Origin of the sequence: Azospirillum soli (assembly GCF_017876165.1) — a bacterium.
GTDB lineage: Bacteria > Pseudomonadota > Alphaproteobacteria > Azospirillales > Azospirillaceae > Azospirillum > Azospirillum soli.
Map to the genome: position 1 here is coordinate 68,828 of NZ_JAGINQ010000022.1, position 21,280 is coordinate 90,107.

Here is a 21,280-nt window from a genome sequence, read left to right on the forward strand (position 1 = left end):
GTCCCCCAAACCCCGTTATGCTTGAACCGCGCTTTCGGCCGGAGCCTCCGGCTGAACCGGAAGACGCCGCGCCTCGGCGACCGCCTGGAGATGAGCGCGCAGATTCGCGTCCTTCTGCACCAGACGGCGGAAATCCTTCTCATCCAGCACGAGCAGTTGGCAATACCCCAGGGCGCGCACGTCTGCATTGCGCCGCTGGCGGGTCAGCAGGGCCATCTCGCCGAACACGTCGCCGGTGCCCAGCTTCACCGGCTCCGGCAGGTCCGGCACCAGCACCTCGACCGCGCCAGACGCGATGAAGAACACGGTGTCGCCCTTGTCGCCCCGCCGCACGATGGTTTCGCCGGGCAGCGCCAGACGCGGCTTCAGCAGGTTGGCGATCTCGGCCAGCCGGTCGGCCTCCAGCCCGGTGAACAGGGGCACGCGGCCGACCAGTTCCCGCAGATCCAGGCGCAGGTCGAGCTTTGGCACGCGCTCCAGCGCACGGCGGCGCTCGTCCAGGTCGCGCTCCAGGTCGGTCATGACCTCCTGGCTGATGATCGATTCCGCGTGCAGTGTGCGGTAGTCGGCCTCCTCCAGCCGCAGCGCGGCGCGGCCGACGTAGCGGCCCTGCAGCACCAGCGCGTAGTCCGGATATTGCAGCTTCAGCGCGGCCAGGGCCTGCTCGACCATGCCGAGCCGGACGACGAGCATGCCTTCCAACTCGCACGACACGTCCTCGCCCAGCACCTGGGCGATCTTGGTCCGGGTGAAGTCCAGCAGTTCGCGCAGGACCGTGCGCACGCCGACCAGAATCTCGAACCGCATGGACAGCCGCCGTGCCAGCGGCGCGTTGATGCCCAGCCGCCGGTGCAGCAGGCTCGCCACGCGCATCCAGAAGGTGAAGGCGATGAAGGGCATCTCGAAGGCCCGGTAGCCCGCCCGCCCCTGCGCCTTCACCGCGTCGAGCAGCCGCCCGGTGCGGCCGGTCAGCAGTTCCACCACCGCGCGGGACAGCACGCCTTCCTTGAAATGGGCGAAATACAGCTCCTCCTCGCGGTTGACGAGGATGGCGAGGCCGATGGTCACCCGGTCCTCGTGGCTGAGGTTTTCCGCTTCACGCTCCCGGTCGATGGCGGCGCGCCGTTCGGCGTAGCGCGCGGCCATCGTCTCGGTCGCCGCCGCGTCCACCTCGTAATAGCGGGCGACCTCGTTGACGCGCTCCTGAATGCCGGCCAGCGACAGCGCCAGCGCGCGGTTGCGCATGGCGTGCTCCACCGGCGTCAGCTCGTTGAGCCCCAGCAGACGGATCAGCGCCCGCAAGGTCGTGCCGTTGACGAACAGCGTGAAGAAGACAAAGCCCGTGGCCAGCACCGCGACGAAGCTCTGCACCCGGTCCGGCACGCGCCCGTTCTCGGTCACCGCCAGCGCCAGCGTCAGCGACACAGCGCCACGCAGGCCGCCCCACAGCATCACCGCCTTGTAGGAGTGGCTGACCCGCTGGCCCAGCCCCGCCGCCGACAGCAGCGGCAGCAGCCCGAACAGGACGAGCGCGCGCGCCGCCATCGCCGCGACCACCACCACCACGATCAGACCGATGTCGCTCCACCCCACCCCGCCCAGCAGGCGCGGCACCAGAATGGCCGTCAGCAGGAAGATCAGGCTGTTGGCCCAGAAGCCGAGCTGCCGCCAGACATGCTCCAGCGCCCCCCAGGTGGCCGGCGAGATGCGCGTGCGCCCAACCGACCCGATCACCAGGGCCGCGGTCACCACCGCCACCACGCCCGACGATCCCACATAATGCTCGGCCAGCACGTAGCTGAGGTAGGCCAGCGCCACGGTCAGCGTGATCTCGGCCATCGGCTGGTCGCGCACCGGCTCCACCAGGAAGCAGACGACGCGGCCGCACAGGTAGCCGGTGACGATGCCGCCCGCGAAGTCGCGCAGGAACTCGGCCGCCGCCTCCATCGCCCCACCATCGGTCCGGCGCGTCAGGATGGACAGCAGCAGCGTGAACAGCGCGATGGCGGCGGCGTCGTTCAGCAGGCTTTCGCCCTCGACCAGCATGGTCAGCCGGCGTGGCGCGCCGAGGTCGCGGAACACGCCGATCACCGCCGCCGGGTCGGTCGTCGCGACGATGGCGCCCAGCAGCAGGCAGGCCGTCAGGCCCATGGTCGTGACGAGATTCAGCGCGTAGCCGACCGCGAAGGTGCCAACGAACACGGCGACCACGGCCAGCAGCAGAATCGGCCAGATGTCGTCGAACAGCCGGCGCACGTCCACCGCCAGCGCCGTTTCGAACAGCAGCACCGGCAGGAAGATGTAGACCAGCGCCTCCGACGAGACATCCAGGTCGGCCAGGGAATTCAGGAAATCATGAAAAGGGCCCGCGCCGGGCGTCCCGGCGAAGGCCTGGATCACCGCGCCGAGCGCCACGCCGACCGCCGCCAGCAGCACCGTGTAGGGCACCTGCAGCCGCGCCGCCAGGGGCGGCAGGGCGCTGACGAGCGCGAGAAGGCCAGAGACCCCGAGGACGTAGATGACGATGTCGTGCATTGGCCTGCCGTGCCGGTTGCGGCTTGGGCTGCACGGTATCGCCCCACTGTGGCCGGAGCAAGGCCGGTATCGGGGACAATGGGGCGACAGGACAGCCCTCCCCCGTCATTGACGGAGGAGGGATGCGAACCTACGCGATCGGCAGGGTGACCGTCATCCGGAAGCCGCCGGTGGGGCGGTTCTCGGCGCGGATCTTACCGCCGAAGGCCTCGATGTTCCGGCGCACGATCCACAGCCCGATGCCGAAATGGGTGGCTTCGGCCTGGTTGTGCGTCGTCTCGTCCTCCGGCATGCCGCGCCCCGGCTCGCGCTGGGAGAAGTAGCGCTCGAAGATGCGCGGCAGGTTGGCGGGATCGACACCCGGCCCCTCGTCCTCGACCACCAGTTCGGCCCAGGACCCCGTGCGGGACAGCCGCACGCTGACCGTGCCTTCCGTGGGTGAGAAGCTGACGGCGTTCTCCACCAGATTCTCGATCACCGTTTCCAGGATGTCCTCGCCGGCCCGCACGACCAGCCCGGATTCGATGCGCGAGCGCATGTGCAACTGCCGTTCGGCGAGCAGGCTGGTGTAGCCCCCGGCCATCCGCTCCACGAGGTCGGAGAAGTCCACCCGGCGGCGCGGCGGGGCGATCAGGTCGGCGGCGGCCTCGTCCATGCGCCGGCCGAAGGAAACCAGCCCGTCCAGGCGGTCCACCGATTTCTCGATCATCGTCAGGGCACGCTGGCTGCGCTTGTCCTCGGTCGAAAGGGAGCGGCGCAGCGGTTCCACCGACTGGCGGATGACCGCGATCGGCGTCTTCAGGGCGTGAGCGTTGTCCTCGGCCGCGCGGCGGAGCGAACGGGCGCTGGCGCGCAGCGTGTCCACCAGCCGGTCGAAGTCCTCGGCCACGCCGGCCAGTTCCGGCACCGTGTTGCGCGCGGCGAAGGAGCCGTCTCCGCCCTCTCCGCCAATCCCGCCGCCGACGATGTCGCGGGCGAGGTTGCGGAAGCGGACCAGATTGCGCCAAACCCCCAGCAGCAGGACCATCACCAGGCCGGCCATGACCACGTAGATCAGCGCCGCCGCCTGGACCACCGGCGTGCTCCAGTAGGGCCGCCCGAGGGAGGATTCCAGATAGCCGTCGGCCGTGTGGCTGGTGACCAGCGCCCAGCAGCCGAAGGCGGTGTTGACCGGCGTCACGGAGGTCAGAATCTCGAATCCGCCGGAGGAGCGCGGCATGCGCAGCGCCAGCGGGGTGTTGCCCGCGCAGGACGCGCCCAGCCGGTCCAGGACGCCCTGCTCCAAAAGCTGGTGCCGTTCGGCGTCCAGGTAGTCCGCCGGCACCGACGGAGCGGCGGCCACGTAGAAGAAGCCGTCGCTTCCGGACATCGCGCGGGGCCGCACCAGCAGCTTCAGCCGGGTGTTCTCGTCCGCGAAACGGGCGAGAGCCGAGCCGAGCTGCGGCAGGGCCGCGCGATTGGCGCGGGCCAGGTCCGGCTCCAGCGCGCGGGCGATCAACTCGCCCTGCTGCTGCGCGCCTTGCAGCAGCAGGGCCTTGGTCGCCTCGTCGGCACGCTGGAACTGATCGTAGATCAGCACCGGAACCGCCAGGAACACGATGGTCAGCAGCGCCAGCCGGGTTGCCAGCGAACGCCACAGCCACCGCATCCGGACCATGGGCACCCGAAGTGTGGGAAGTCGGCCCATGGATGCCCCCGCGTCAGGTTTGTCGGCCTCAATCGGCAGCAGCGCCATCGGCCATCACATCGTCGGCGTCATCGCGCGAGCGGTCGGTGCCGGCTCCGTTCGAACCGTTGCCCCAGCGATAGCCGAAGCCCGGATAGTTCTCGATGCAATCGAACTCGGCGTCCACCACGCGGAACTTCTGGCGGATGCGCTTGATGAAGGCGCGGACGTTGGCGCGGTAGCCCGACGGACCGTAACCGGCCAGGAAGCCCTTGCCGTGCACGAGGTCGTAGATCTCGCGGTAGGACACGTCCTCTTCCGGACGGGTGGCCATCAGCTTGACGATGTTGAACTCGGTCAGCGTCAGGTCGATGCGCTTGCCGTTCCACAGCGCGCGGCTGTTGTCCAGGCGAAGCTCCAGGTTGCCCAGCGTGTGCACGGGCTGGCTCTGCTCGGAAGACTCCTCCGACGTGCCCTTGGAGCCGTCCACGATGAGGCGCATGCGCTTCAGCAGGATCGACAGGCTGCGCGACTTCTCGACGAAGTCCAGCGCGCCGCCGGCCAGGGCCGCCTCTTCATAGATCTGGTCCGACAGCACGGTCAGGAAGATGACCGGCAGGTCGATGCCGCGGGCGCGCATCTGACGCAGGACGTCGATGCCGTCCATCTTCGGCATGCGCCAGTCCAGCAGGACGATGTCCACCGAACCGCCGTTGGCGAAGAAGTCGAGCGCGGGCTCCCCGCGGTCGAAGGTCACGACCTCATAGCCTTCGTCGGCGAGGTTGAGGCTGAGGGATTCGCGGAACAGGTCGTCGTCGTCAACCAGGGCCACGCGCGCGAGGGTCGCATCAGTCATTGCGGACATCCCAGGCTTGGGCGAGGAGTTGAGCGAAGCATCGTTTATCGACATCTGGGACATTTTCGCTGCTCTTCATGTCGTAGGAGAGGGCTCGGAAGTCCTGGGAGGACGTCATGTCCATGAAGAAGAAGACCTTGAGCGTGCAATCGCCCTTGGCATAGCGCCACACCTTGGCGGGTGGAGCCTCTTCCGTTGCGGCCGGGGTACCCAGGAGGCGCCGGATCTGGACCTGGTCCATTCCGACGAGAGTGTCAGGATTCTGCGTGGCGGGCGGCTTGGCGGCGTGCTGCACCTCGGGAGGTACGGCGGCCACTTCCGTCCCGACCACGGGACCCGTCATCGCATCGGTCGCGACCGGGGCCGAACCGATGACCGTGGTGACGGTGCTCTGTTCCTTCGCCGAAGCCTTGGCGGCCAGCGGCGGAGGGACGGGTTTCACGCGGGGTACCGGCGGGACGGCCATGGCCATCCGTGAAGGCCCCGCGGTTTGCGTCTGCGGAGTGACGGCTGTGCCGGGACATCCCGCCAGCAGCAGAACCGCCAGCACAAGACCCGCACGTCTGCGCCGGCACCCCATTCCGGTCACAGCTCCAGCCACTTCGCGCGTGGTACCCGTCATGGTCATGGTCGGGCCTTTCAAGCATCGTGGTTGAATTCGCGGGCGGTCTTGCCGGCCCCATGCCTGCACTTGCCGCCTCCGTTGGGCCTAAATTCAGTCCAGTCTGGTTAATGCCACGTTAAACGCCCGGTATATACCCCCTTTTTGCGCACATTTGCGGCCTTTTTTTGTCACTAACCCTATCGATAGAGTGGTTTTCGAAATAATTTGCTTATTGAATGGCAAGCAGCTTTGCCGCAGATCAACTGCAATCCCGCATGATTGTCTATGGACGGATGCAAAAGGGAACTACGGACGCCAAGCGCAACCCGTCGTCCAGGGACAAACGGAGGCCCTGGCCGTATTTGCGGAGAAGAATTTTCAAAGGGGGGTCCAGAAAGACAATCGGCGGTGGGGCCACCCGGGTCTGGCCCCACCGCCGGTCAGCCGGACGGGCAACGTGGTCAATCGGCGAAGACCCGCTGAGGGTGTCTTCAAAGACGTTGCCGCTTGAACTCCAGCCTTCTATCCGGCCGGCCAGTCGGCCGGTCGGCCTCGTGCGTTCAATGCTGCGATAGCATCAACCTTCACGCAGAAAAGGGTGCGCCTGTCGAGGGAAACCGTCAAGAGGCTCCCATGCCACGCAATGGGAGGTCTTACCCTTGCGGAGATACTCCACTTGAGGTTAGCTCCACCTCAGAGGAGGGGTTGTGGGCCGACACCCGCAGCCGACACAACGATAGCGCCCCAAGATAACGGTCCCAACATAACGATAAGGAGCGGAGAACGCCCGTGACCGACACTCCGTCCGCAACGGCCATGCCCAGCACACCGCCCAGCGTGCTGTGGCGCGTGCTGACCGTCTTCCTGCCTTTCGCGCTGGCCTATTTCCTGTCCTACCTCTACCGCACGGTCAACGCGGTGATCGCCGACGATCTGACGGCGTCGTTGGGCTTCACGGCGGCGGGGCTCGGTTTTCTGACCAGCGCCTATTTCATCGCCTTCGGCCTGTTCCAGGCTCCGCTGGGCCTGCTGCTGGACCGTTTCGGCCCCCGGCGGGTGGAGGCCGTGCTGCTTCTGGTCGCGGCCAGTGGCGCCGCCATCTTCGCGATGGGCGACGATCTCGCCACGCTGGCCTTGGGGCGCGCGCTGATCGGGATGGGCGTGTCGGCCTGCCTGATGGCCGCGCTGACCGCCAACGTGATGTGGTGGCCGGCGGAACGGCTGCCGACCATCAACGGCCTGTTCATCGCTTGCGGCGGCCTCGGCGCCGTGTTCGCCACCACGCCGGTGCGGGCGCTGCTGACCGTCACCGACTGGCGTGGCCTGTTCCTCGGCCTCGCGGTCGCGACGGTGGCGGCGGCGGTCTTCCTCGCCTTCATGGTGCCGGAGCGCCGGCCCACCAGCGCCGCCGGTACGGCCACGCTCGGCACCATGCTGCGCGGCACGGCGGCGGTCTTCTCCAGCCGCGTCTTCTGGCGGCTCGCCCCGGCGGCGGCGGCGGTGCAGGGCGCGTTCACCGCCTACATCAGCCTGTGGGCCGGCCCGTGGCTGCGCGACGTGGACGGGCTGGACCGGCTCGGCGTCGCCACGCACCTGCAATACGCGGCCATCGCCATGGTGGCGGGCTACGCGTCCTTCGGCATGATCAGCGACTTGGCCCGGCGCTGGGGGTTGACGCCGCTGGCCGTGCAGATGACGGGCATGACGCTGGCCGTCGCCGTGCAGGCGGCGCTGGTCCTTGGCTTGCCCCTGCCGCCCGCGCTCGCCTGGTCGCTCTACACCTTCCTCTCGACCGCGTCGGTGATGAGCTATTCGATCCTTTCGCAGGGCTTCCCGGCGGAACTGGCTGGGCGCGTCGTCACCGCCGTCAACCTGCTGATGTTCGTGGTCGCCTTCACACTGCAATCGGCCATCGGCGCGCTGATCGGCACCTATCCCGCGACCGAGTCCGGAGGCTACGCGGCGGAGGGTCACCGCATGGCGCTGCTGTGCGTGGTGGCGTTGCAGGTGGCCGCCTTGGCGTGGCAGTTCTGGCCGAGGCGGAAGGCGTAGCAAAGGCGATCACGCCAGCAGATTTACCGCCGTCTGCGCGCCGGCCAAGGCGGGACCGGCGGTGACGGCGGCGGCTTCGGCGCCACCGCCTTCCCCTGTGGCGTCCGACGCCGCGTTCAGGAAGTCCTCCACGCTGACGCTGGAGCCGAAGGCGGCCTTGCGCAGGTCGTTCACCTCGTCCTGCGCGGCTTCCAGAATCTTGTCGTAGCCCTTGAAGGCTTCCTTGCGGGCCTTGCGGCGTTCCTCGGACTGTTCCAGCTCGTTGGCGGCCTTGGCTTCGCCGATGATGCTCTTGGCGAGGCCCAGTACCTGCTCCACCCGGCGGCCGAAGGCGTCGGCCTCCTTGTAGCGCGACATCTTCATGTCGTTTTCGACAAGCATCCGCTGCATCATGTCGCGGCCCTTGTCACCGGTGACTCCACCAGTGCCGTTCGCCGAACCCAGGCCGGATTGCAGCCCTGCCAGCGCCGCGTTCACCAGATCGGCCAGTTCCGCCGGCAGGGCGCCCTGCTCGGCCATGGGGTCCTCGGCGGCGTCCGCCCCGGCGGCAGGCTCACCGTCCTCGGGTTGCGAAGCCTCGGGCACGGGCGGCAAGGGGGGAGGCATTGCCGCCTGGGCGGCGTTCTGGCCCGTCGCGGTCTGGTCCGTGGCGGTCTGGTCCGTGGCGGTCTGGGCAGCCCCGGTCTGGGCAGCTTGGGCCGCTTGAGCATCCGGGCTGAGCGTCACGGTCACGTCGATGGACATCTCCGTCTGCACGACGGTCAGCGACGTTCGGGTGATGGTGCGCTCGACCTCGATGCCGACCCCGGCGCCGCCCGGCTTGCCCATCTCGGCGGCGGCGGCGATGCCCGCCCCGTATTCCTTCGCGGCCTTGCCGGCTTCGCGCGCCAGAATCGCCGCCTCGCGGGCGAGTTGCGCCAGCTTCTCCCGGTCGCCCTGGGCGTGGCGCATCATCATCTTCAATTCTTGGATCTTGCGCTCGACCTCGGCCAGCCGCTGTTCGGCGGCGGCCTTGGGACCGCCAATGCGCTTGGCTTCCTCCATCGCGGTCATGGCGGACGCATGGTCGCGCTGCTGCTGCGGCGTGAGGGCGAAAGGCTGCCGCGCCAGATCGGCCTTGTCGGTCAGGCGCTGCGTGGCGTCCTTGCCCTGCATGGCCTCCAGATCCCGTTCCCACTGCTTCTTGGACTGCTGAAGCCGGTACATGCCCGTCTGGCTGTCGGACAACACGGAGTAGATGCCGTTCATGCCCGCCTCCTCCGGTGCAACGGGGACGTGACTCATGCGCGCACAAGTTTAGCACGCTTTTTCGGTTTGTCCATTTCCGACACGCGTTCGTCCGTTGCGCACGGCAACCCCGCGTTGCCTCCACAATGTCCTGTACACACGCCGGAACCCTGAAGCCTGCGCTGTTGTTTGAAAGGCAGTCATCGGACGCCGCAACGCGCGGCCAGACGCCGCATGCCGCGGAGAGAATCAAATCTCAGGAGGAAAGCAGATGGCAGACCGCGACACGTCGGGCACCGGCGGACCGAACCGCAAGGCATCGGATCCGATGGGCCGGGATCAGAACATCTCCGGCCAGCCGAGCGCCAACCCGTCGAACGCCTCTCAATCGAACACTTTCGGCCAAGGGAACAGCATGGGTCAGCAGAACGACACGGGCCGCATGTCGAACGACCTGAACCGCAACAACCTGAACCGTATGGCCAACGAGGCCACGGAATCCGGCCGCCAGACCGTCGACGCCGCGCAGGGCCGCATCCGCTCGCTGATGGAACAGCAGACGCACCGCGCCGCCGACCAGCTGGGCAGCGTCGCCAACGCGCTGCACAAGGCGGCCGAGCAGTTGAGCCACGAGAACAACGGCACCGCCGCCCACTACGCCGGCCAGGCTGCTGACCGGGTCGAGCAGGTCGCCGACATGCTGCGCAACTCCACCGTGGACGACATGGTCGGCCAGGTCGAACGCTTCGCCCGCCGCCAGCCGGAAGTGTTTGTGGGCGCGGCCTTCGCGGTCGGCTTCCTGTTCGCACGCTTCGTCAAAAGCTCGGGAGAGAGCCGATTTCACGGCGGAACATCGTCGCGCATGACCTCCCGCTACGGGCATGACGACCGCGATTACGGCCAGTCCGACATCGGTATGTCCGGGGGCATGTCCGGGGGTATGGGGCGCAGTGGCATGTCCGACACCGGCACGTCTAGCCGTGGCATGGCCGGCGGCATCGCGGGCTCGACCGGCGGCACCGACCGTGCGCGGACCGGCAACTACGCCACCACCGGCACCGCGCCGACCAACACCGCCACCAGCGCCACGGCCGCCGCCCGCACCCGTGACGCGGCCGAGTTGATGGCCGGCGGCTCGCCCGAACCGATCTCGTCCGGCTCGTCCGACATCGGCAGCGCCAAGCCGAACGAGGGCAAGACCGACACGGCCACGGGCACGGCCAAACCCGATACGGCCAAGACCGACGCCGGAAAGACCAACGCCGGCGTGCCGGACGCCACCCTCGGATCCACCCCGGCGACCGGTGCCAAACCCCAGGGGACCCTGCCATGAGCGCAGCGGAAGACCATTACCGAGATCCCCGGCAAGACCGGCCAATCGCCGGCCTGTTCGCTGATCTGGCGCGCGAGACCACCAATCTCGCGCGCGCGGAGATCGAGCTTGCCAAGACCGAGCTGACCGAAAAGGCGGGGGAGGCGGCCGGCGGCATCGCCTATGTCGCCGCCGGTGGGCTGATCGCCTTCGCGGGCGTTCTGGTCCTGCTGGCCGCCGCCGTGCTGGCGCTGTCCAACGTCATCGCGCCGTGGCTGGCCGCCCTGATCGTCGGGGTCGTCGTGCTCGCCATCGGCGGCGCGCTGGCGATGATGGGCAAGGGCAAGCTCAGCGCGAAGAACCTGCAACCGCAGCGGACCATGGAGACGTTGCGCGACGACAAGCGCTGGGCGCGGTCCCAGCTGGCCCGATGAGCGACAGAACGACCGACGGCGGGAATCGCCCCCGCGACTACGACGCCATGCAGCGGGAGATCCGCGAACGCCAGTCGCGGATCGACGACACCATCGGCGCGCTTCGGCACAAGTTCGCGAGGCTCGCCCCCCGGCACCTGATGGAGCAGACCATGAACCGGATGCACAACACTTCGAGCGGGGGCCGCGATTATCGCGGCCAGGACGACCGTTACCAGAGCGACCGTCACCAGGGAGGGCGCGGCCAGTCGCACGGCTGGACCTCGTCGGTCGGCGACACCATGCGCAGCAACCCGATCCCGCTCGCCATGATCGGGCTGGGGCTTGGCTGGCTTGCCCTTTCCAGCAGCGGCTATGACCGCCGCATCGCCCGCAGCGGTGCCGTCCACACCATGCGCGACCGTGCCGGCGACGCCGCCCGCTACGCCCGCGACACCTTCTACAGCGCCTCCGAAGGCGTCCGTGACGCTGCCAGCAGCGCCTACGACAGCGCCAGCGAGGCGGTAAGCAGCGCGTCCGAAAGCGTGCGCGGCATGGCCGGCGGCGGTCGCACCTACAGCGGCGGCAGCGGTCAGGACACTCATCACCGCCAAAGCATGATGTCAATGGACCGCATGCACAGCGCGACCGGCCGCTTCTGGGACATGGTGGACGATCACCCGCTGGTCGCCGGTGTCATGGGCGTGGCGCTGGGCGCCACTCTGGGCGCCAGCATCCCGTCCACGCGCTATGAGAACCGCTGGATGGGCGACTACGCCGACGAGGCAACCCATCGCGCCAAGCAGCTGGCCCAGGAAGCCGTGGACCGTGGCGCCCGCGCCGCCCGCGCCGCTGTCGAGGCGGCGAAGGAAGAGGCCAGCGACGCCGTGTCCAACGTGACCAACGCCGCCAAGGAAGAGGCGAACAAGCCCGCCTGACGCGCGTTCCCGCGTCCCCCGTTTTCACGCTGAAACTCGGCGGCCTCGCGTTCACCGCGCGGGGCCGCTCTTTCATTTGTGATCGCAGCTGCGACAGAACGCCGCATTATGCGTCGGGATACCCCTGCCGTAAAATACCTGAGTGCTTTCGGAGGATATCTCGGCCACGGTTCCGCTTGACAAAGGGCTTATGATGGCCACTTAATCAGGACTAATTTAGTCCTGTATTAACAGTCCTGCATCGGGGCGGCCATGATACGGCTGAGCAAGCTGACCGACTACGCCATCGTCGTCATGAGCGAGATGGCGCGCCACGTGGGCACGGTTCACACCGTCACCCATCTGGCCGATCGCACCGGCGTGCCCGCCCCCACCGTGGCCAAGCTGATGAAGGCGCTGACGCCCGCCGGCCTGACCACCTCGCACCGTGGCGCCGCCGGTGGTTATGCGCTGAGCCGGGCCGCCGATGCAATCTCCATCGCGGAGATCATCACCGCGCTCGACGGTCCCATCGCGCTGACCGCCTGCGTGGAAGGATCGTCCGACAGCCAGTGCGGCGTGGAGCGGCTCTGCCCCATGCGCGGCGGCTGGGAAAAGGTCAACCGCGCCATCCGCGGCGCGCTGGAACAAGTCACGCTGGCCGACATGATGGCGCCAAGCTGGGCCGACCCGAACTGGGTCCCCGAGGAGCCCGCAACGACACGGCACGCCGTCTGACGCCGTCATACCTGCAAACGTTATCTTAGGGACGAGAGAGACATGCCCGCCACGACCGAAACCGTCGATCAGGTCCGTGCCGTCACGGAGCAGAAGTACAAGTACGGCTTCACGACGGACATCGAAGCGGATGTCGCGCCGAAGGGTCTGAACGAGGACATCGTCCGCTTCATCTCCGCCAAGAAGGAGGAGCCGGAATGGCTGCTCGAATGGCGCCTGAAGGCGTTTCGCGCCTGGCAGGAGATGGAGGAGCCGACCTGGTGGCCGAAGCTCTCCTACCCGCCCATCGACTACCAGGACGCGCACTACTACGCCGCGCCCAAGATGAAGGCCCGGCCGAAGTCGCTGGACGAGGTCGATCCTGAGCTGCTGAAGACCTACGAGAAGCTGGGCATCCCCCTGCGCGAGCAGGAGATCCTGGCCGGCGTTGAGGGGTCCGAAGGCAAGAGCCCGTCCATCGCCGTGGACGCGGTGTTCGACAGCGTGTCGGTGGCGACCACCTTCAAGGCCAAGCTGGAAGAGATGGGCATCATCTTCTGCGCCATCTCCGAGGCCGTGCACAAATGTCCGGAGCTGGTGCAGAAGTATCTGGGCTCGGTCGTTCCCTACACCGACAATTTCTACGCCACACTGAACTCGGCGGTCTTCACGGACGGCAGCTTCGTCTACATTCCGAAGGGCGTGCGCTGCCCGATGGAGCTGTCCACCTACTTCCGCATCAACCAGGCCAACACCGGCCAGTTCGAGCGGACGCTGATCATCGCCGACGAGGGCTCCTACGTCAGCTACCTGGAAGGCTGCACGGCGCCCAAGCGCGACGAGAATCAGCTGCACGCCGCCGTGGTCGAACTGGTCGCCCACGATGACGCCGCCATCAAGTACTCGACGGTCCAAAACTGGTATCCGGGCAACGAGGAAGGCGTGGGCGGCATCTACAACTTCGTGACGAAGCGCGGCGCCTGCCGTGGCCGCAACTCCAAGATCTCCTGGACGCAGGTGGAGACCGGATCGGCCATCACCTGGAAGTACCCGAGCTGCATCCTGCAGGGCGACAATTCGGTGGGCGAGTTCTATTCGGTCGCCATCACCAACAACCACCAGCAAGCCGACACCGGCACCAAGATGATCCACATCGGCAAGAACACCCGCTCGACCATCGTGTCGAAGGGCATCTCGGCCGGCAAGGCGCAGCAGACCTATCGCGGCCTCGTGAAGATCCTGTCGAAGGCCGAGGGTGCGCGCAACCACACCCAGTGCGACAGCCTGCTGATCGGCGACCAGTGCGGCGCCCACACGGTTCCCTACATCGAGAGCCGCAACCGCACCGCCCGCATCGAACACGAGGCAACGACCGCGAAGATCAGCGAGGATCAGCTTTTCTACTGCCGCCAGCGCGGCCTGTCGGAAGAGGACGCCGTGTCGCTGATCGTCAACGGCTTCTGCAAGGAAGTGCTGAAGGAACTGCCCATGGAATTCGCCGTGGAAGCCCAGAAGCTCGTCGGCATCAGCCTGGAAGGCAGCGTGGGGTAACAGGAGAAGCGGAACGAGAATTCAATCCTTCGTCAATCGTCATTCCCGCGAAGGCGGGAATCCAGGGCACAAAAGTGCTTCTGTGCGGAGTTTTCTGGATCCCCGCCTTCGCGGGGATGACGGGATGGTGAAGTGACTGAATGAAGGTCGGATAGCGAGCACAGGAATGGAGAAGAGGTTCTACGTCTATATCCTCGCCAGCCGCCGCAACGGTACGCTGTATGTGGGAATGACGTCGGACCTTGCGAGACGGATTGAAGAACACAAGTCGGGAGCGGTTCCAGGCTTCACGAGCGAACACGGCGTCAAGACCTTGGTCCATTACGAGGTCTACGACGACGCTGAAAACGCCATCCTGCGGGAGAAGCGGCTCAAGAAATGGAACCGTGACTGGAAGCTGAGACTGATCGAGAAGGAAAACCCGAGCTGGCGTGATCTGACGGAGTTGCTGAATTGCTAGGTTCTGGATCCCCGCCTGCGCGGGGATGACGCTGAAAGGAGCACAAGCGCTTCCGGGGATTGTCATCCCCGCGAAGGCGGGGATCCAGAAAACTCCGACAAGCCGGTGGTCGCGGACAGGAAGGAACGGAAGAAGACGATGATTGAGATCAAGAACCTGCACGCCACGGTGGACGGCAAGGAAATCCTCAAGGGCATCAACCTGAGCATCAACCCCGGCGAGGTGCACGCCATCATGGGGCCGAACGGCTCGGGCAAGAGCACGCTCTCCTACGTGCTGGCCGGCCGTGACGGGTATGAGGTCACCAAGGGTTCCGTGAACTACTTCGGCAAGGACCTGCTGGCGATGGAGCCGGAGGAGCGCGCCGCCGCCGGTGTGTTCCTGGCCTTCCAGTACCCGGTCGAGATCCCCGGTGTCGCCAACACCACCTTCCTGAAGTCGGCCCTGAACTCCATGCGCAAGCAGCGCGGAGAGCCGGAACTGGACGCGATGCAGTTCCTGAAGCTGATCCGCGAGAAGACCAAGGCGCTGAACATGACCGACGAGATGCTGAAGCGCGCGGTCAACGTCGGCTTCTCGGGCGGCGAGAAGAAGCGCAACGAGACGCTCCAGATGGCCGTCCTCCAGCCGAAGTTCGCGATCCTCGACGAGACGGACAGCGGCCTGGACATCGACGCGCTGAAGATCGTCGCCGAGGGCGTCAACGCCCTGCGCGGGCCGGAGCGGTCGATGCTGGTCATCACCCACTATCAGCGCCTGCTCGACTACATCGTTCCGGACCACGTCCACGTCCTCGCCCACGGCAAGATCCAGCGCTCGGGCGGCAAGGAGCTGGCGCTGGAGCTGGAGAAGAACGGCTACGCCGAGTTCGGCGTGAACGAGGCTGCGTAAGACGATGGCGACTCCCCACCCTCCCCGCGGCTTTGACCCGGCAGCCGCCCGGCCCTTTCTGGAGCAGTTCGACCGCCTGAAGGCCGAGCTGCCGGGCGCCACCCTGTCCTGGGTGCGCGACCTGCGCGACCAGGGCCGCGCCCGCTTCGCGGAACTCGGCCTGCCGACCGTCAAGAACGAGTCCTGGCGCTACACGAACCTGCGCGCGCTCGACAAGCTGGCCTTCCAGCCGGCCGTGAAGGCCGAGACCGGCGCCAGCTTCGACGTGCTGCCGACCGTCCGCGCCGAGGGCACGACCGGCCCACGCCTCGTCTTCGTGGACGGCCGCTTCCGGGCGGAGCTGTCCTCGACGGCGGGCCTGCCGGAGGGTGTGGAGCTTCTGAACCTCGCCGACGCGCTGGCCCACCAGCCCGACCTGATCGGCGAACATCTGAGCCGCCTCGCCGCCCCCGATGACCTGCCGCTGGTGGCCCTCAACACCGCCTTCCTGGCGGACGGCCCCGTGCTGCGCATCCCGAAGGGCGTCGAGGTCGCCGAGCCCATCGAGCTGGTCTTCGTCTCGGTCGGCTCCGACGAGCATCCGACGGCCTTCCACCCGCGCAGCCTGATCGTCGCGGAGGCGAACGCCCGCGCCGTGATCGTGGAGCACCACATCGGCCTCGGCACCGGCCCGACGCTGGCGAACCATGTCGGCGAGGTCTTCGTCGGCGAGGGCGCCTCGGTCCACCACTACAAGGTCCAGCGCGAAGGCTTGAACGCCTTCCACCTGTCGCACACGGCGGCGAAGGTGGCGGCGAAGGGCGTCTACGACAACTTCATCCTGACCGTCGGCGGCAAGCTGTCGCGCAACGAGGTGCGCAGCGAACTGGCCGGCGAGCAGGCCGACACCCACGTCAGCGGCGCCTACATGGTGCGCCGCGACCAGCATGTGGACACCACCACCTTCATCGACCACGCCGTTCCCAGCTGCACCAGCCGCGAGGTCTACAAGGGCGTCATCGACGACACCGCCCGCGCCGTGTTCCAGGGCAAGATCCTGGTCCGCCCCGGCGCGCAGAAGACCGACGGCTACCAGCAGAACCGCGCGCTGCTGCTGTCCGACACGGCCGAGATCGACGCCAAGCCGGAGCTGGAGATCTACGCCGACGACGTGAAGTGCAGCCACGGCGCCACCGCTGGCGAGCTGGACGACGAGGCGCTCTTCTACCTGCGCGCCCGCGGCATCGACAAGGAGACCGCGCGCGGCCTGCTGATCGGCGCCTTCCTGGCCGAAGCGCTGGAGGAGATCCCCGAGGACAGCGTCCGCGAGGCCTTCCAGGGCATCATCGCCGGCTGGCAGAACGCGCGTTGAGGAGACCGGACATGGACACCCAAATCCTCGACCACACCACCGCCTTCGATGTCGAGCGCGTCCGCGCCGACTTCCCCATCCTGTCGCGCACCGTGCACGACCGGAAGGGCAAGCCCGGCAAGCCGCTGGTCTATCTGGACAGCGCCGCCTCCGCCCAGAAGCCGCGTCAGGTCATCGACGCCATGACGCGCTTCCTGGAGGAGGACTATTCCAACATCCATCGCGGCGTTCACTTCCTGTCGCAAACCGCCACCGACCAGTTCGAGGCGGTGCGCGTCAAGGTCGCGAAGTTCCTGAACGCCCCGTCGGAACGGAACATCGTCTTCACCCGCAGCGCGACCGAGGCCGTCAACCTCGTCGCCAGCAGCTACGGCCGCACCTTCCTGAACGAGGGCGACGAGATCATCGTCTCCGTCATGGAGCACCACGCCAACATCGTGCCGTGGCAGCTGCTCCAGATGGAAAAGGGCATCAGGATCAAGGTCGTCCCAGTGGACGATTTCGGCGTGCTCGACCTGGACGCCTACGCCGACCTGCTGTCCGACCGCACGAAGCTGGTGGCAATGACCCACTGCTCCAACGTGCTGGGCACGGTGACGCCGGCCAAGATCATCGCGAAGCTCGCCCACGAGCGCGGCATCCCCGTGCTGTTCGACGGCAGCCAAGCGGCGGTGCATGGCGTTGTGGACGTGCAGGACATCGACGCCGACTTCTACATCATGACCGGCCACAAGCTGTACGGCCCGACCGGCACCGGCGTGCTGTACGGCAAGTACGACCTGCTGAAGAAGATGCCGCCTTACCAGGGTGGCGGCGACATGATCGAATCGGTCAGCTTTGAAGGCACCACCTTCAAGGCCCCGCCCGCCCGGTTCGAGGCCGGCACCCCGGCCATCACCGAGGTCATCGGCCTGGGCGTCGCGCTCGACTACATGGAGACGCTGGGCCGCGAGGCCATCGCGGCGCACGAGCATGATCTGCTCCAGTACGCCACGCAGCAGCTCTCGCAGATCGACGGCCTGCGCATCTACGGCACCGCGCCGGGCAAGGGGCCGATCATCTCCTTCACGCTGGAGGGTGTGCACCCGCACGACCTCGGCACCATCGTGGACCAGTACGGCGTCGCGGTGCGCGTCGGCCGCCACTGCGCGGAACCGTTGATGGAGCGTTTCGGCGTCGGCGCCACGGCGCGGGCCAGCTTCGCGCTTTACAACACGCGTGCGGAGGCGGACGCTCTGGTCTCTTCGGTGATCGCGGTGAAGGAGTTCTTCGGAGCATGATGGACGAGCTGCGCGAGCTGTACCAGGAAGTCATCCTGGACCACGGCAAGAACCCCCGGAACTTCCGGCATCCCGACGATGCCAACCGGGAGGCCAAGGGCGAGAACCCCATGTGCGGCGACCGCTTCATGGTCTATCTGAAGCTGCACGGCGGGGTGATCGAGGATGTGGCCTTCCAGGGCCGCGGCTGCGCCATCTCCACGGCCAGCGCCTCGATGATGACCGAGGTCGTGAAGGGCAAGTCCGAGACGGAGGCCAAGGCCCTGTTCGAGACTTTCCACGACCTCTGCACCAAGGACGAGCACGAGCATTGCGACCACGGCCCCGTCGATGAGGAGGCCATGGAAAAGCTGATGGTGCTGTCCGGCGTGCGTCAGTTCCCGGTGCGCGTGAAGTGCGCCACGCTCGCGTGGCACGCACTGAACGCGGCCATCGAGGGCGAAGACAAGGCTTCGAGCGAAAGCGAATAACTGGTGACCGCGATGTCCGAAGACGCCATGACCAACGACACTGGGGAGACACGCCCCATGAACCAGACGGAAGCGGACATGGCTGCGGCCAAGGCCGCCTATGATCCGCGCGCCGTGCTGATGGATCAGGTCGTGTCGGCGATCAAGACCTGCTACGACCCGGAAATCCCCGTGGACATCTGGGAACTCGGCCTGATCTACCGCGTCGATATCGACGACAGCAACAACGTCCAGATCGACATGACGCTGACCAGCCCCATGTGCCCGGTGGCCGGTGAACTGCCGCTTCAGGTGCAGCAGGCTGTTGAGTCCGTCGAGGACGTCACCACATGCAAGGTCGAACTCGTGTGGGATCCGCCCTGGCGCCAGGACATGATGTCCGAGGTCGCCCGGATCCAACTGGATATGTTCTGAGGAGACGAAAGACCGCCATGGCTACCGCTCTTCCCAAGGCCCTCTCCATCACCGACGCCGCCGCCGAGCGCGTGAAGGCCCTGATGTCGAAGGCGACCGACGATTACATTGGCCTGCGCATCGGCGTGAAGACCAAGGGCTGCTCCGGCCTCAGCTACGACGTTCAGTACGCCAAGGAAAAGATGAAGTTCGACGAGGTGGTGGAAGACAAAGGCGTCACCATCCTCATCGACCCCGCCGCCGTGATGTTCCTGATCGGCAGCGAGATGGATTACGTGGACGACAAGTTCCAGACCGGCTTCGTCTTCAAGAATCCAAACGAAAAGGGCCGCTGCGGCTGCGGCGAGAGCTTCCACGTGTGAGATTCAAGGATCGTTGCGCAAAGCGTTGCAAGGGGCCCTTTGGGGCCCCTTCGCATTTTCGGACTTGTGTGCTGTACGAACCCGGAACAGACCATCCCGCCTGACGAGGCAGCATCACCACAAATATCATCAGCCAAAGTAATAGCCAAGCATACTTGCTTGATGGTGCACGGAAAATTCCAAATACATATTCCTGTATTCAGGAGCAAGCCTTTACAAAAATTGACAGCCAATTCTTTTAATGATGTCTTTTTAGACGGTTCCCCTTGGCAATCATCGCCCCGCCTGAAACACGGGACATTGCTTGAAAAAGCATAACGGCGAGAGGCGTCTTGCACGTCATATCGAAAGGGAGGGCACGTCATGTCAAAAAAACTCGATTCTGCGCTGAAGGAAACCGGGACCAGATTCCGAATCTTCCCGCAACCGCGCTACGTTGGGTACGATCCCGAAACGATCACCGTGTCCGTCCCGCCAGACCAGATACAGGACGGGCCGGCCGATGACCGAATGTTCGTCATTGACGCGGTGAACAAGCTACCTTACGGCGATTTCTTTGGCCCTCCCTACACAGGAAAAAGAAATCCCCCGATCCAACGCGGGCCTCAAGGCCACTTCGACCATCTCGACCCGGACAGCCGAGAGTTCAAGTGTGCGACGATGTACGCTACGGTGCGCCGGGTCTTGGATATTTGGGAAGATTACTTCGGCCACCGCATCGAGTGGCACTTTGAATCCGATTTCGCACGGCTGGAACTAATCCCGCTGATCGTCTGGGACAACGCCCAATCCGGCTACGGCTTCCTGGAATTCGGCTATGGAAGGGAGGACTCCGGGAGCATCGACTTCACGCGCCCCTATTGCGAAAACTTTGATGTTCTCGCCCATGAACTCGGCCACGGCATCATCTTTTCCCAGGTCGGGGTGCCGGTCAGTCCCAATGACCCCGCCATCGATTATGGTGGAATGCATGAATCGGCGGGTGATCTGGTGGCGATCATCGCCGTCCTGCACTTCGACACCGTCGTCACGCGCCTGTTGAACAACACCTGCGGCAATCTCTTCACCGTCAACGAACTGGCCCGTGTTGCCGAACTCAGCAAGAGCCGGCAGATCCGCATCGCTTTCAACTCCTGGCGAATGTCCGACGTAGGCGAGGAACCGCACGAACGTTCCCTACCACTGACCGGCGGCATCTTCGACATTATGGTCGAAGTGTTTCAGAAGCTTCTGGTCGGCCGGGGGCTTATCACCCAGGATCTCGCCGACCGTTCCACCACCGGGCCGGGCGGCAGTCAGGATCTGAAGCGCATCGACGATGACTTCAAGAAGGCCTACAAAGGACATGGGGACGACTTCAAGGACGCGCTGCTCGATGCGCGGGACTATCTTGGCTCCCTGCTGGCGGAAACCTGGCGCAGTCTGGCCCGGCCGAATTACCTGACCTACCACGACGTGCTTCGGGCGCTTCTGCGCGCCGACCGCAAGCTTGGCGGTTATCACCAGGAGACGATCCGTTCCTGCTTCGCCTGGCGCGGCATTTCTCTGTTGCCGGGATCGATCCTTCTCCGCCCGCGCTCGCTGCAACATTGCGGGCTCAAGTCGCTGGAATCGCCGGTGACCTTGGGCAAGGCGACGCAGGCCAACAACGGACGAAGGGGATGAGATGACCGCCATGCCTCCGTCAGCCTTGCCGCCAATGGAAACCAACGTCCTGTTCTTCGACATCGGGGGCACGCTGGCGGATGCATCGGCCTTGTCGGGGGTGACGCTCACCGTCCGGCCGAACGTCCTGCAATCCTTGCAACGGCTCCGTTCGGCCGGCGCGCGCCTTGGCATCATCTCCAACATTGGGACGCTTGCGCCCGACGCGGTGAAGGCGGCCCTGACGGCATGTGGCCTGATGCCGTATTTCGAGCCGGCGCTGATCGTCTTCGGCGTGAAGGATGCGCCGGCCATTTTCCTCGACGCGGCGCTGCGGGCGGGCCTTGGTGACCGGCCCAACCGCTGCGCGTACATCGGGGAATCTCCCGAGGAGCGCGACCTTGCCATACAGGCGGGGCTGGCCGCGCTGGCTCCGGGTGTCGTGCTTGCCTGATTGCCTGCCTAGAGCGGATTTCTGGTCAGCTTAGATTCGGGTACCCGCAAAGCTTGAACCACGCTTTTGCATCGGTTGCGGTGATGGCGTCGAGAGCTGGGCCA

Annotated in this window: 20 protein-coding genes; 15 read left to right on the plus strand and 5 right to left on the minus strand. The window is 66.1% G+C overall.

Annotation, left to right across the window (positions count from 1 at the left end):
* Nucleotides 1-15: 15 nt before the first annotated feature.
* The 4 genes from J2852_RS25555 to J2852_RS25570 all read right to left on the minus strand — a co-directional run bounded on the left by J2852_RS25555 (nt 16) and on the right by J2852_RS25570 (nt 5,529).
* On the minus strand, nt 16-2,535 hold the full coding sequence (locus J2852_RS25555) for a cation:proton antiporter (protein WP_209881125.1): 2,520 nt from the start codon (nt 2,533-2,535) through the stop codon (nt 16-18).
* 130 nt (nt 2,536-2,665) lie between these two features.
* On the minus strand, nt 2,666-4,222 hold the full coding sequence (locus J2852_RS25560; RefSeq protein ID WP_246499979.1) for a sensor histidine kinase: 1,557 nt from the start codon (nt 4,220-4,222) through the stop codon (nt 2,666-2,668).
* A 28-nt stretch (nt 4,223-4,250) separates the two neighbouring features.
* Entirely contained in the window at nt 4,251-5,057 is an 807-nt protein-coding gene (locus tag J2852_RS25565; RefSeq protein WP_209881129.1) for a response regulator transcription factor, read from the minus strand.
* Complete coding sequence (locus J2852_RS25570) at nt 5,050-5,529, minus strand: hypothetical protein (RefSeq protein WP_246499980.1); 480 nt, start codon at nt 5,527-5,529, stop codon at nt 5,050-5,052. The genes J2852_RS25565 and J2852_RS25570 overlap by 8 nt, the downstream gene beginning before the upstream one ends.
* A gap of 921 nt (nt 5,530-6,450) precedes the next feature.
* On the opposite strand from J2852_RS25570, the gene J2852_RS25575 reads away from it, so the two are divergent.
* Nucleotides 6,451-7,713, plus strand: coding sequence for an MFS transporter (locus J2852_RS25575; RefSeq protein ID WP_209881131.1), 1,263 nt, complete (start codon nt 6,451-6,453; stop codon nt 7,711-7,713).
* A gap of 9 nt (nt 7,714-7,722) precedes the next feature.
* Here J2852_RS25575 and J2852_RS25580 read toward each other — a convergent pair whose 3' ends face one another.
* Complete coding sequence (locus J2852_RS25580; protein ID WP_209881133.1) at nt 7,723-8,961, minus strand: hypothetical protein; 1,239 nt, start codon at nt 8,959-8,961, stop codon at nt 7,723-7,725.
* A gap of 250 nt (nt 8,962-9,211) precedes the next feature.
* Between J2852_RS25580 and J2852_RS25585 the strand changes: the two genes are divergently transcribed.
* The 14 genes from J2852_RS25585 to J2852_RS25650 all read left to right on the plus strand — a co-directional run bounded on the left by J2852_RS25585 (nt 9,212) and on the right by J2852_RS25650 (nt 21,176).
* The gene (locus tag J2852_RS25585; protein WP_209881135.1) at nt 9,212-10,273 is read left to right on the plus strand and encodes a hypothetical protein; all 1,062 of its coding nucleotides are present in this window, start codon (nt 9,212-9,214) and stop codon (nt 10,271-10,273) included.
* The gene (locus J2852_RS25590) at nt 10,270-10,686 is read left to right on the plus strand and encodes a phage holin family protein (RefSeq protein ID WP_209881137.1); all 417 of its coding nucleotides are present in this window, start codon (nt 10,270-10,272) and stop codon (nt 10,684-10,686) included. The genes J2852_RS25585 and J2852_RS25590 overlap by 4 nt, the downstream gene beginning before the upstream one ends.
* Nucleotides 10,683-11,603 carry a hypothetical protein gene (locus J2852_RS25595; RefSeq protein WP_209881139.1) on the plus strand — a complete coding sequence of 307 codons (921 nt, stop codon included), beginning with the start codon at nt 10,683-10,685 and terminating at the stop codon, nt 11,601-11,603. Before J2852_RS25590 ends, J2852_RS25595 begins: the two co-directional genes overlap by 4 nt.
* Before the next feature lie 252 nt (nt 11,604-11,855).
* Entirely contained in the window at nt 11,856-12,320 is a 465-nt protein-coding gene (locus J2852_RS25600) for an SUF system Fe-S cluster assembly regulator (protein ID WP_209881141.1), read from the plus strand.
* Nucleotides 12,321-12,362: 42 nt separating this feature from the next.
* Nucleotides 12,363-13,850, plus strand: a complete 1,488-nt coding sequence (gene sufB / locus J2852_RS25605) for a Fe-S cluster assembly protein SufB (RefSeq protein WP_209881143.1) — start codon at nt 12,363-12,365, stop codon at nt 13,848-13,850.
* A gap of 166 nt (nt 13,851-14,016) precedes the next feature.
* Nucleotides 14,017-14,310 carry a GIY-YIG nuclease family protein gene (locus J2852_RS25610; RefSeq protein ID WP_209881145.1) on the plus strand — a complete coding sequence of 98 codons (294 nt, stop codon included), beginning with the start codon at nt 14,017-14,019 and terminating at the stop codon, nt 14,308-14,310.
* Nucleotides 14,311-14,448: 138 nt separating this feature from the next.
* Nucleotides 14,449-15,201 (plus strand): Fe-S cluster assembly ATPase SufC, encoded by a 753-nt coding sequence (gene sufC, locus J2852_RS25615; protein ID WP_209881146.1) that lies wholly within the window; start codon nt 14,449-14,451, stop codon nt 15,199-15,201.
* A gap of 4 nt (nt 15,202-15,205) precedes the next feature.
* Nucleotides 15,206-16,552: a Fe-S cluster assembly protein SufD gene (gene sufD / locus J2852_RS25620; RefSeq protein ID WP_209881148.1), complete on the plus strand. Its 1,347-nt coding sequence runs from the start codon at nt 15,206-15,208 to the stop codon at nt 16,550-16,552.
* Nucleotides 16,553-16,563: 11 nt separating this feature from the next.
* On the plus strand, nt 16,564-17,832 hold the full coding sequence (locus J2852_RS25625) for a cysteine desulfurase (RefSeq protein ID WP_209881151.1): 1,269 nt from the start codon (nt 16,564-16,566) through the stop codon (nt 17,830-17,832).
* Nucleotides 17,829-18,302: a Fe-S cluster assembly sulfur transfer protein SufU gene (gene sufU / locus J2852_RS25630; protein ID WP_209881152.1), complete on the plus strand. Its 474-nt coding sequence runs from the start codon at nt 17,829-17,831 to the stop codon at nt 18,300-18,302. The genes J2852_RS25625 and sufU overlap by 4 nt, the downstream gene beginning before the upstream one ends.
* A gap of 12 nt (nt 18,303-18,314) precedes the next feature.
* The gene (locus J2852_RS25635) at nt 18,315-18,716 is read left to right on the plus strand and encodes an SUF system Fe-S cluster assembly protein (RefSeq protein WP_209881154.1); all 402 of its coding nucleotides are present in this window, start codon (nt 18,315-18,317) and stop codon (nt 18,714-18,716) included.
* A 17-nt stretch (nt 18,717-18,733) separates the two neighbouring features.
* Nucleotides 18,734-19,078, plus strand: a complete 345-nt coding sequence (locus J2852_RS25640; RefSeq protein WP_209881156.1) for a HesB/IscA family protein — start codon at nt 18,734-18,736, stop codon at nt 19,076-19,078.
* Nucleotides 19,079-19,441: 363 nt separating this feature from the next.
* Nucleotides 19,442-20,743 carry a gluzincin family metallopeptidase gene (locus J2852_RS25645; protein ID WP_209881158.1) on the plus strand — a complete coding sequence of 434 codons (1,302 nt, stop codon included), beginning with the start codon at nt 19,442-19,444 and terminating at the stop codon, nt 20,741-20,743.
* A 1-nt stretch (nt 20,744) separates the two neighbouring features.
* Nucleotides 20,745-21,176 carry an HAD family hydrolase gene (locus J2852_RS25650; RefSeq protein ID WP_209881160.1) on the plus strand — a complete coding sequence of 144 codons (432 nt, stop codon included), beginning with the start codon at nt 20,745-20,747 and terminating at the stop codon, nt 21,174-21,176.
* Nucleotides 21,177-21,280: the final 104 nt, after the last annotated feature.

Bases quoted from the DNA above. Each gene is read 5' to 3' on its own strand.
- J2852_RS25555 (WP_209881125.1), bottom strand. From the start codon at position 2,535: ATGCACGACATCGTCATCTACGTCCTCGGGGTCTCTGGCCTTCTCGCG.
- J2852_RS25560 (WP_246499979.1), bottom strand. From the start codon at position 4,222: ATGGGCCGACTTCCCACACTTCGGGTGCCCATGGTCCGGATGCGGTGG.
- J2852_RS25565 (WP_209881129.1), bottom strand. From the start codon at position 5,057: ATGACTGATGCGACCCTCGCGCGCGTGGCCCTGGTTGACGACGACGAC.
- J2852_RS25570 (WP_246499980.1), bottom strand. From the start codon at position 5,529: ATGGCCATGGCCGTCCCGCCGGTACCCCGCGTGAAACCCGTCCCTCCG.
- J2852_RS25580 (WP_209881133.1), bottom strand. From the start codon at position 8,961: ATGAACGGCATCTACTCCGTGTTGTCCGACAGCCAGACGGGCATGTAC.
- J2852_RS25585 (WP_209881135.1), top strand. From the start codon at position 9,212: ATGGCAGACCGCGACACGTCGGGCACCGGCGGACCGAACCGCAAGGCA.
- J2852_RS25590 (WP_209881137.1), top strand. From the start codon at position 10,270: ATGAGCGCAGCGGAAGACCATTACCGAGATCCCCGGCAAGACCGGCCA.
- J2852_RS25595 (WP_209881139.1), top strand. From the start codon at position 10,683: ATGAGCGACAGAACGACCGACGGCGGGAATCGCCCCCGCGACTACGAC.
- J2852_RS25600 (WP_209881141.1), top strand. From the start codon at position 11,856: ATGATACGGCTGAGCAAGCTGACCGACTACGCCATCGTCGTCATGAGC.
- sufB (WP_209881143.1), top strand. From the start codon at position 12,363: ATGCCCGCCACGACCGAAACCGTCGATCAGGTCCGTGCCGTCACGGAG.
- J2852_RS25610 (WP_209881145.1), top strand. From the start codon at position 14,017: ATGGAGAAGAGGTTCTACGTCTATATCCTCGCCAGCCGCCGCAACGGT.
- sufC (WP_209881146.1), top strand. From the start codon at position 14,449: ATGATTGAGATCAAGAACCTGCACGCCACGGTGGACGGCAAGGAAATC.
- sufD (WP_209881148.1), top strand. From the start codon at position 15,206: ATGGCGACTCCCCACCCTCCCCGCGGCTTTGACCCGGCAGCCGCCCGG.
- J2852_RS25625 (WP_209881151.1), top strand. From the start codon at position 16,564: ATGGACACCCAAATCCTCGACCACACCACCGCCTTCGATGTCGAGCGC.
- sufU (WP_209881152.1), top strand. From the start codon at position 17,829: ATGATGGACGAGCTGCGCGAGCTGTACCAGGAAGTCATCCTGGACCAC.
- J2852_RS25635 (WP_209881154.1), top strand. From the start codon at position 18,315: ATGTCCGAAGACGCCATGACCAACGACACTGGGGAGACACGCCCCATG.
- J2852_RS25640 (WP_209881156.1), top strand. From the start codon at position 18,734: ATGGCTACCGCTCTTCCCAAGGCCCTCTCCATCACCGACGCCGCCGCC.
- J2852_RS25645 (WP_209881158.1), top strand. From the start codon at position 19,442: ATGTCAAAAAAACTCGATTCTGCGCTGAAGGAAACCGGGACCAGATTC.
- J2852_RS25650 (WP_209881160.1), top strand. From the start codon at position 20,745: ATGACCGCCATGCCTCCGTCAGCCTTGCCGCCAATGGAAACCAACGTC.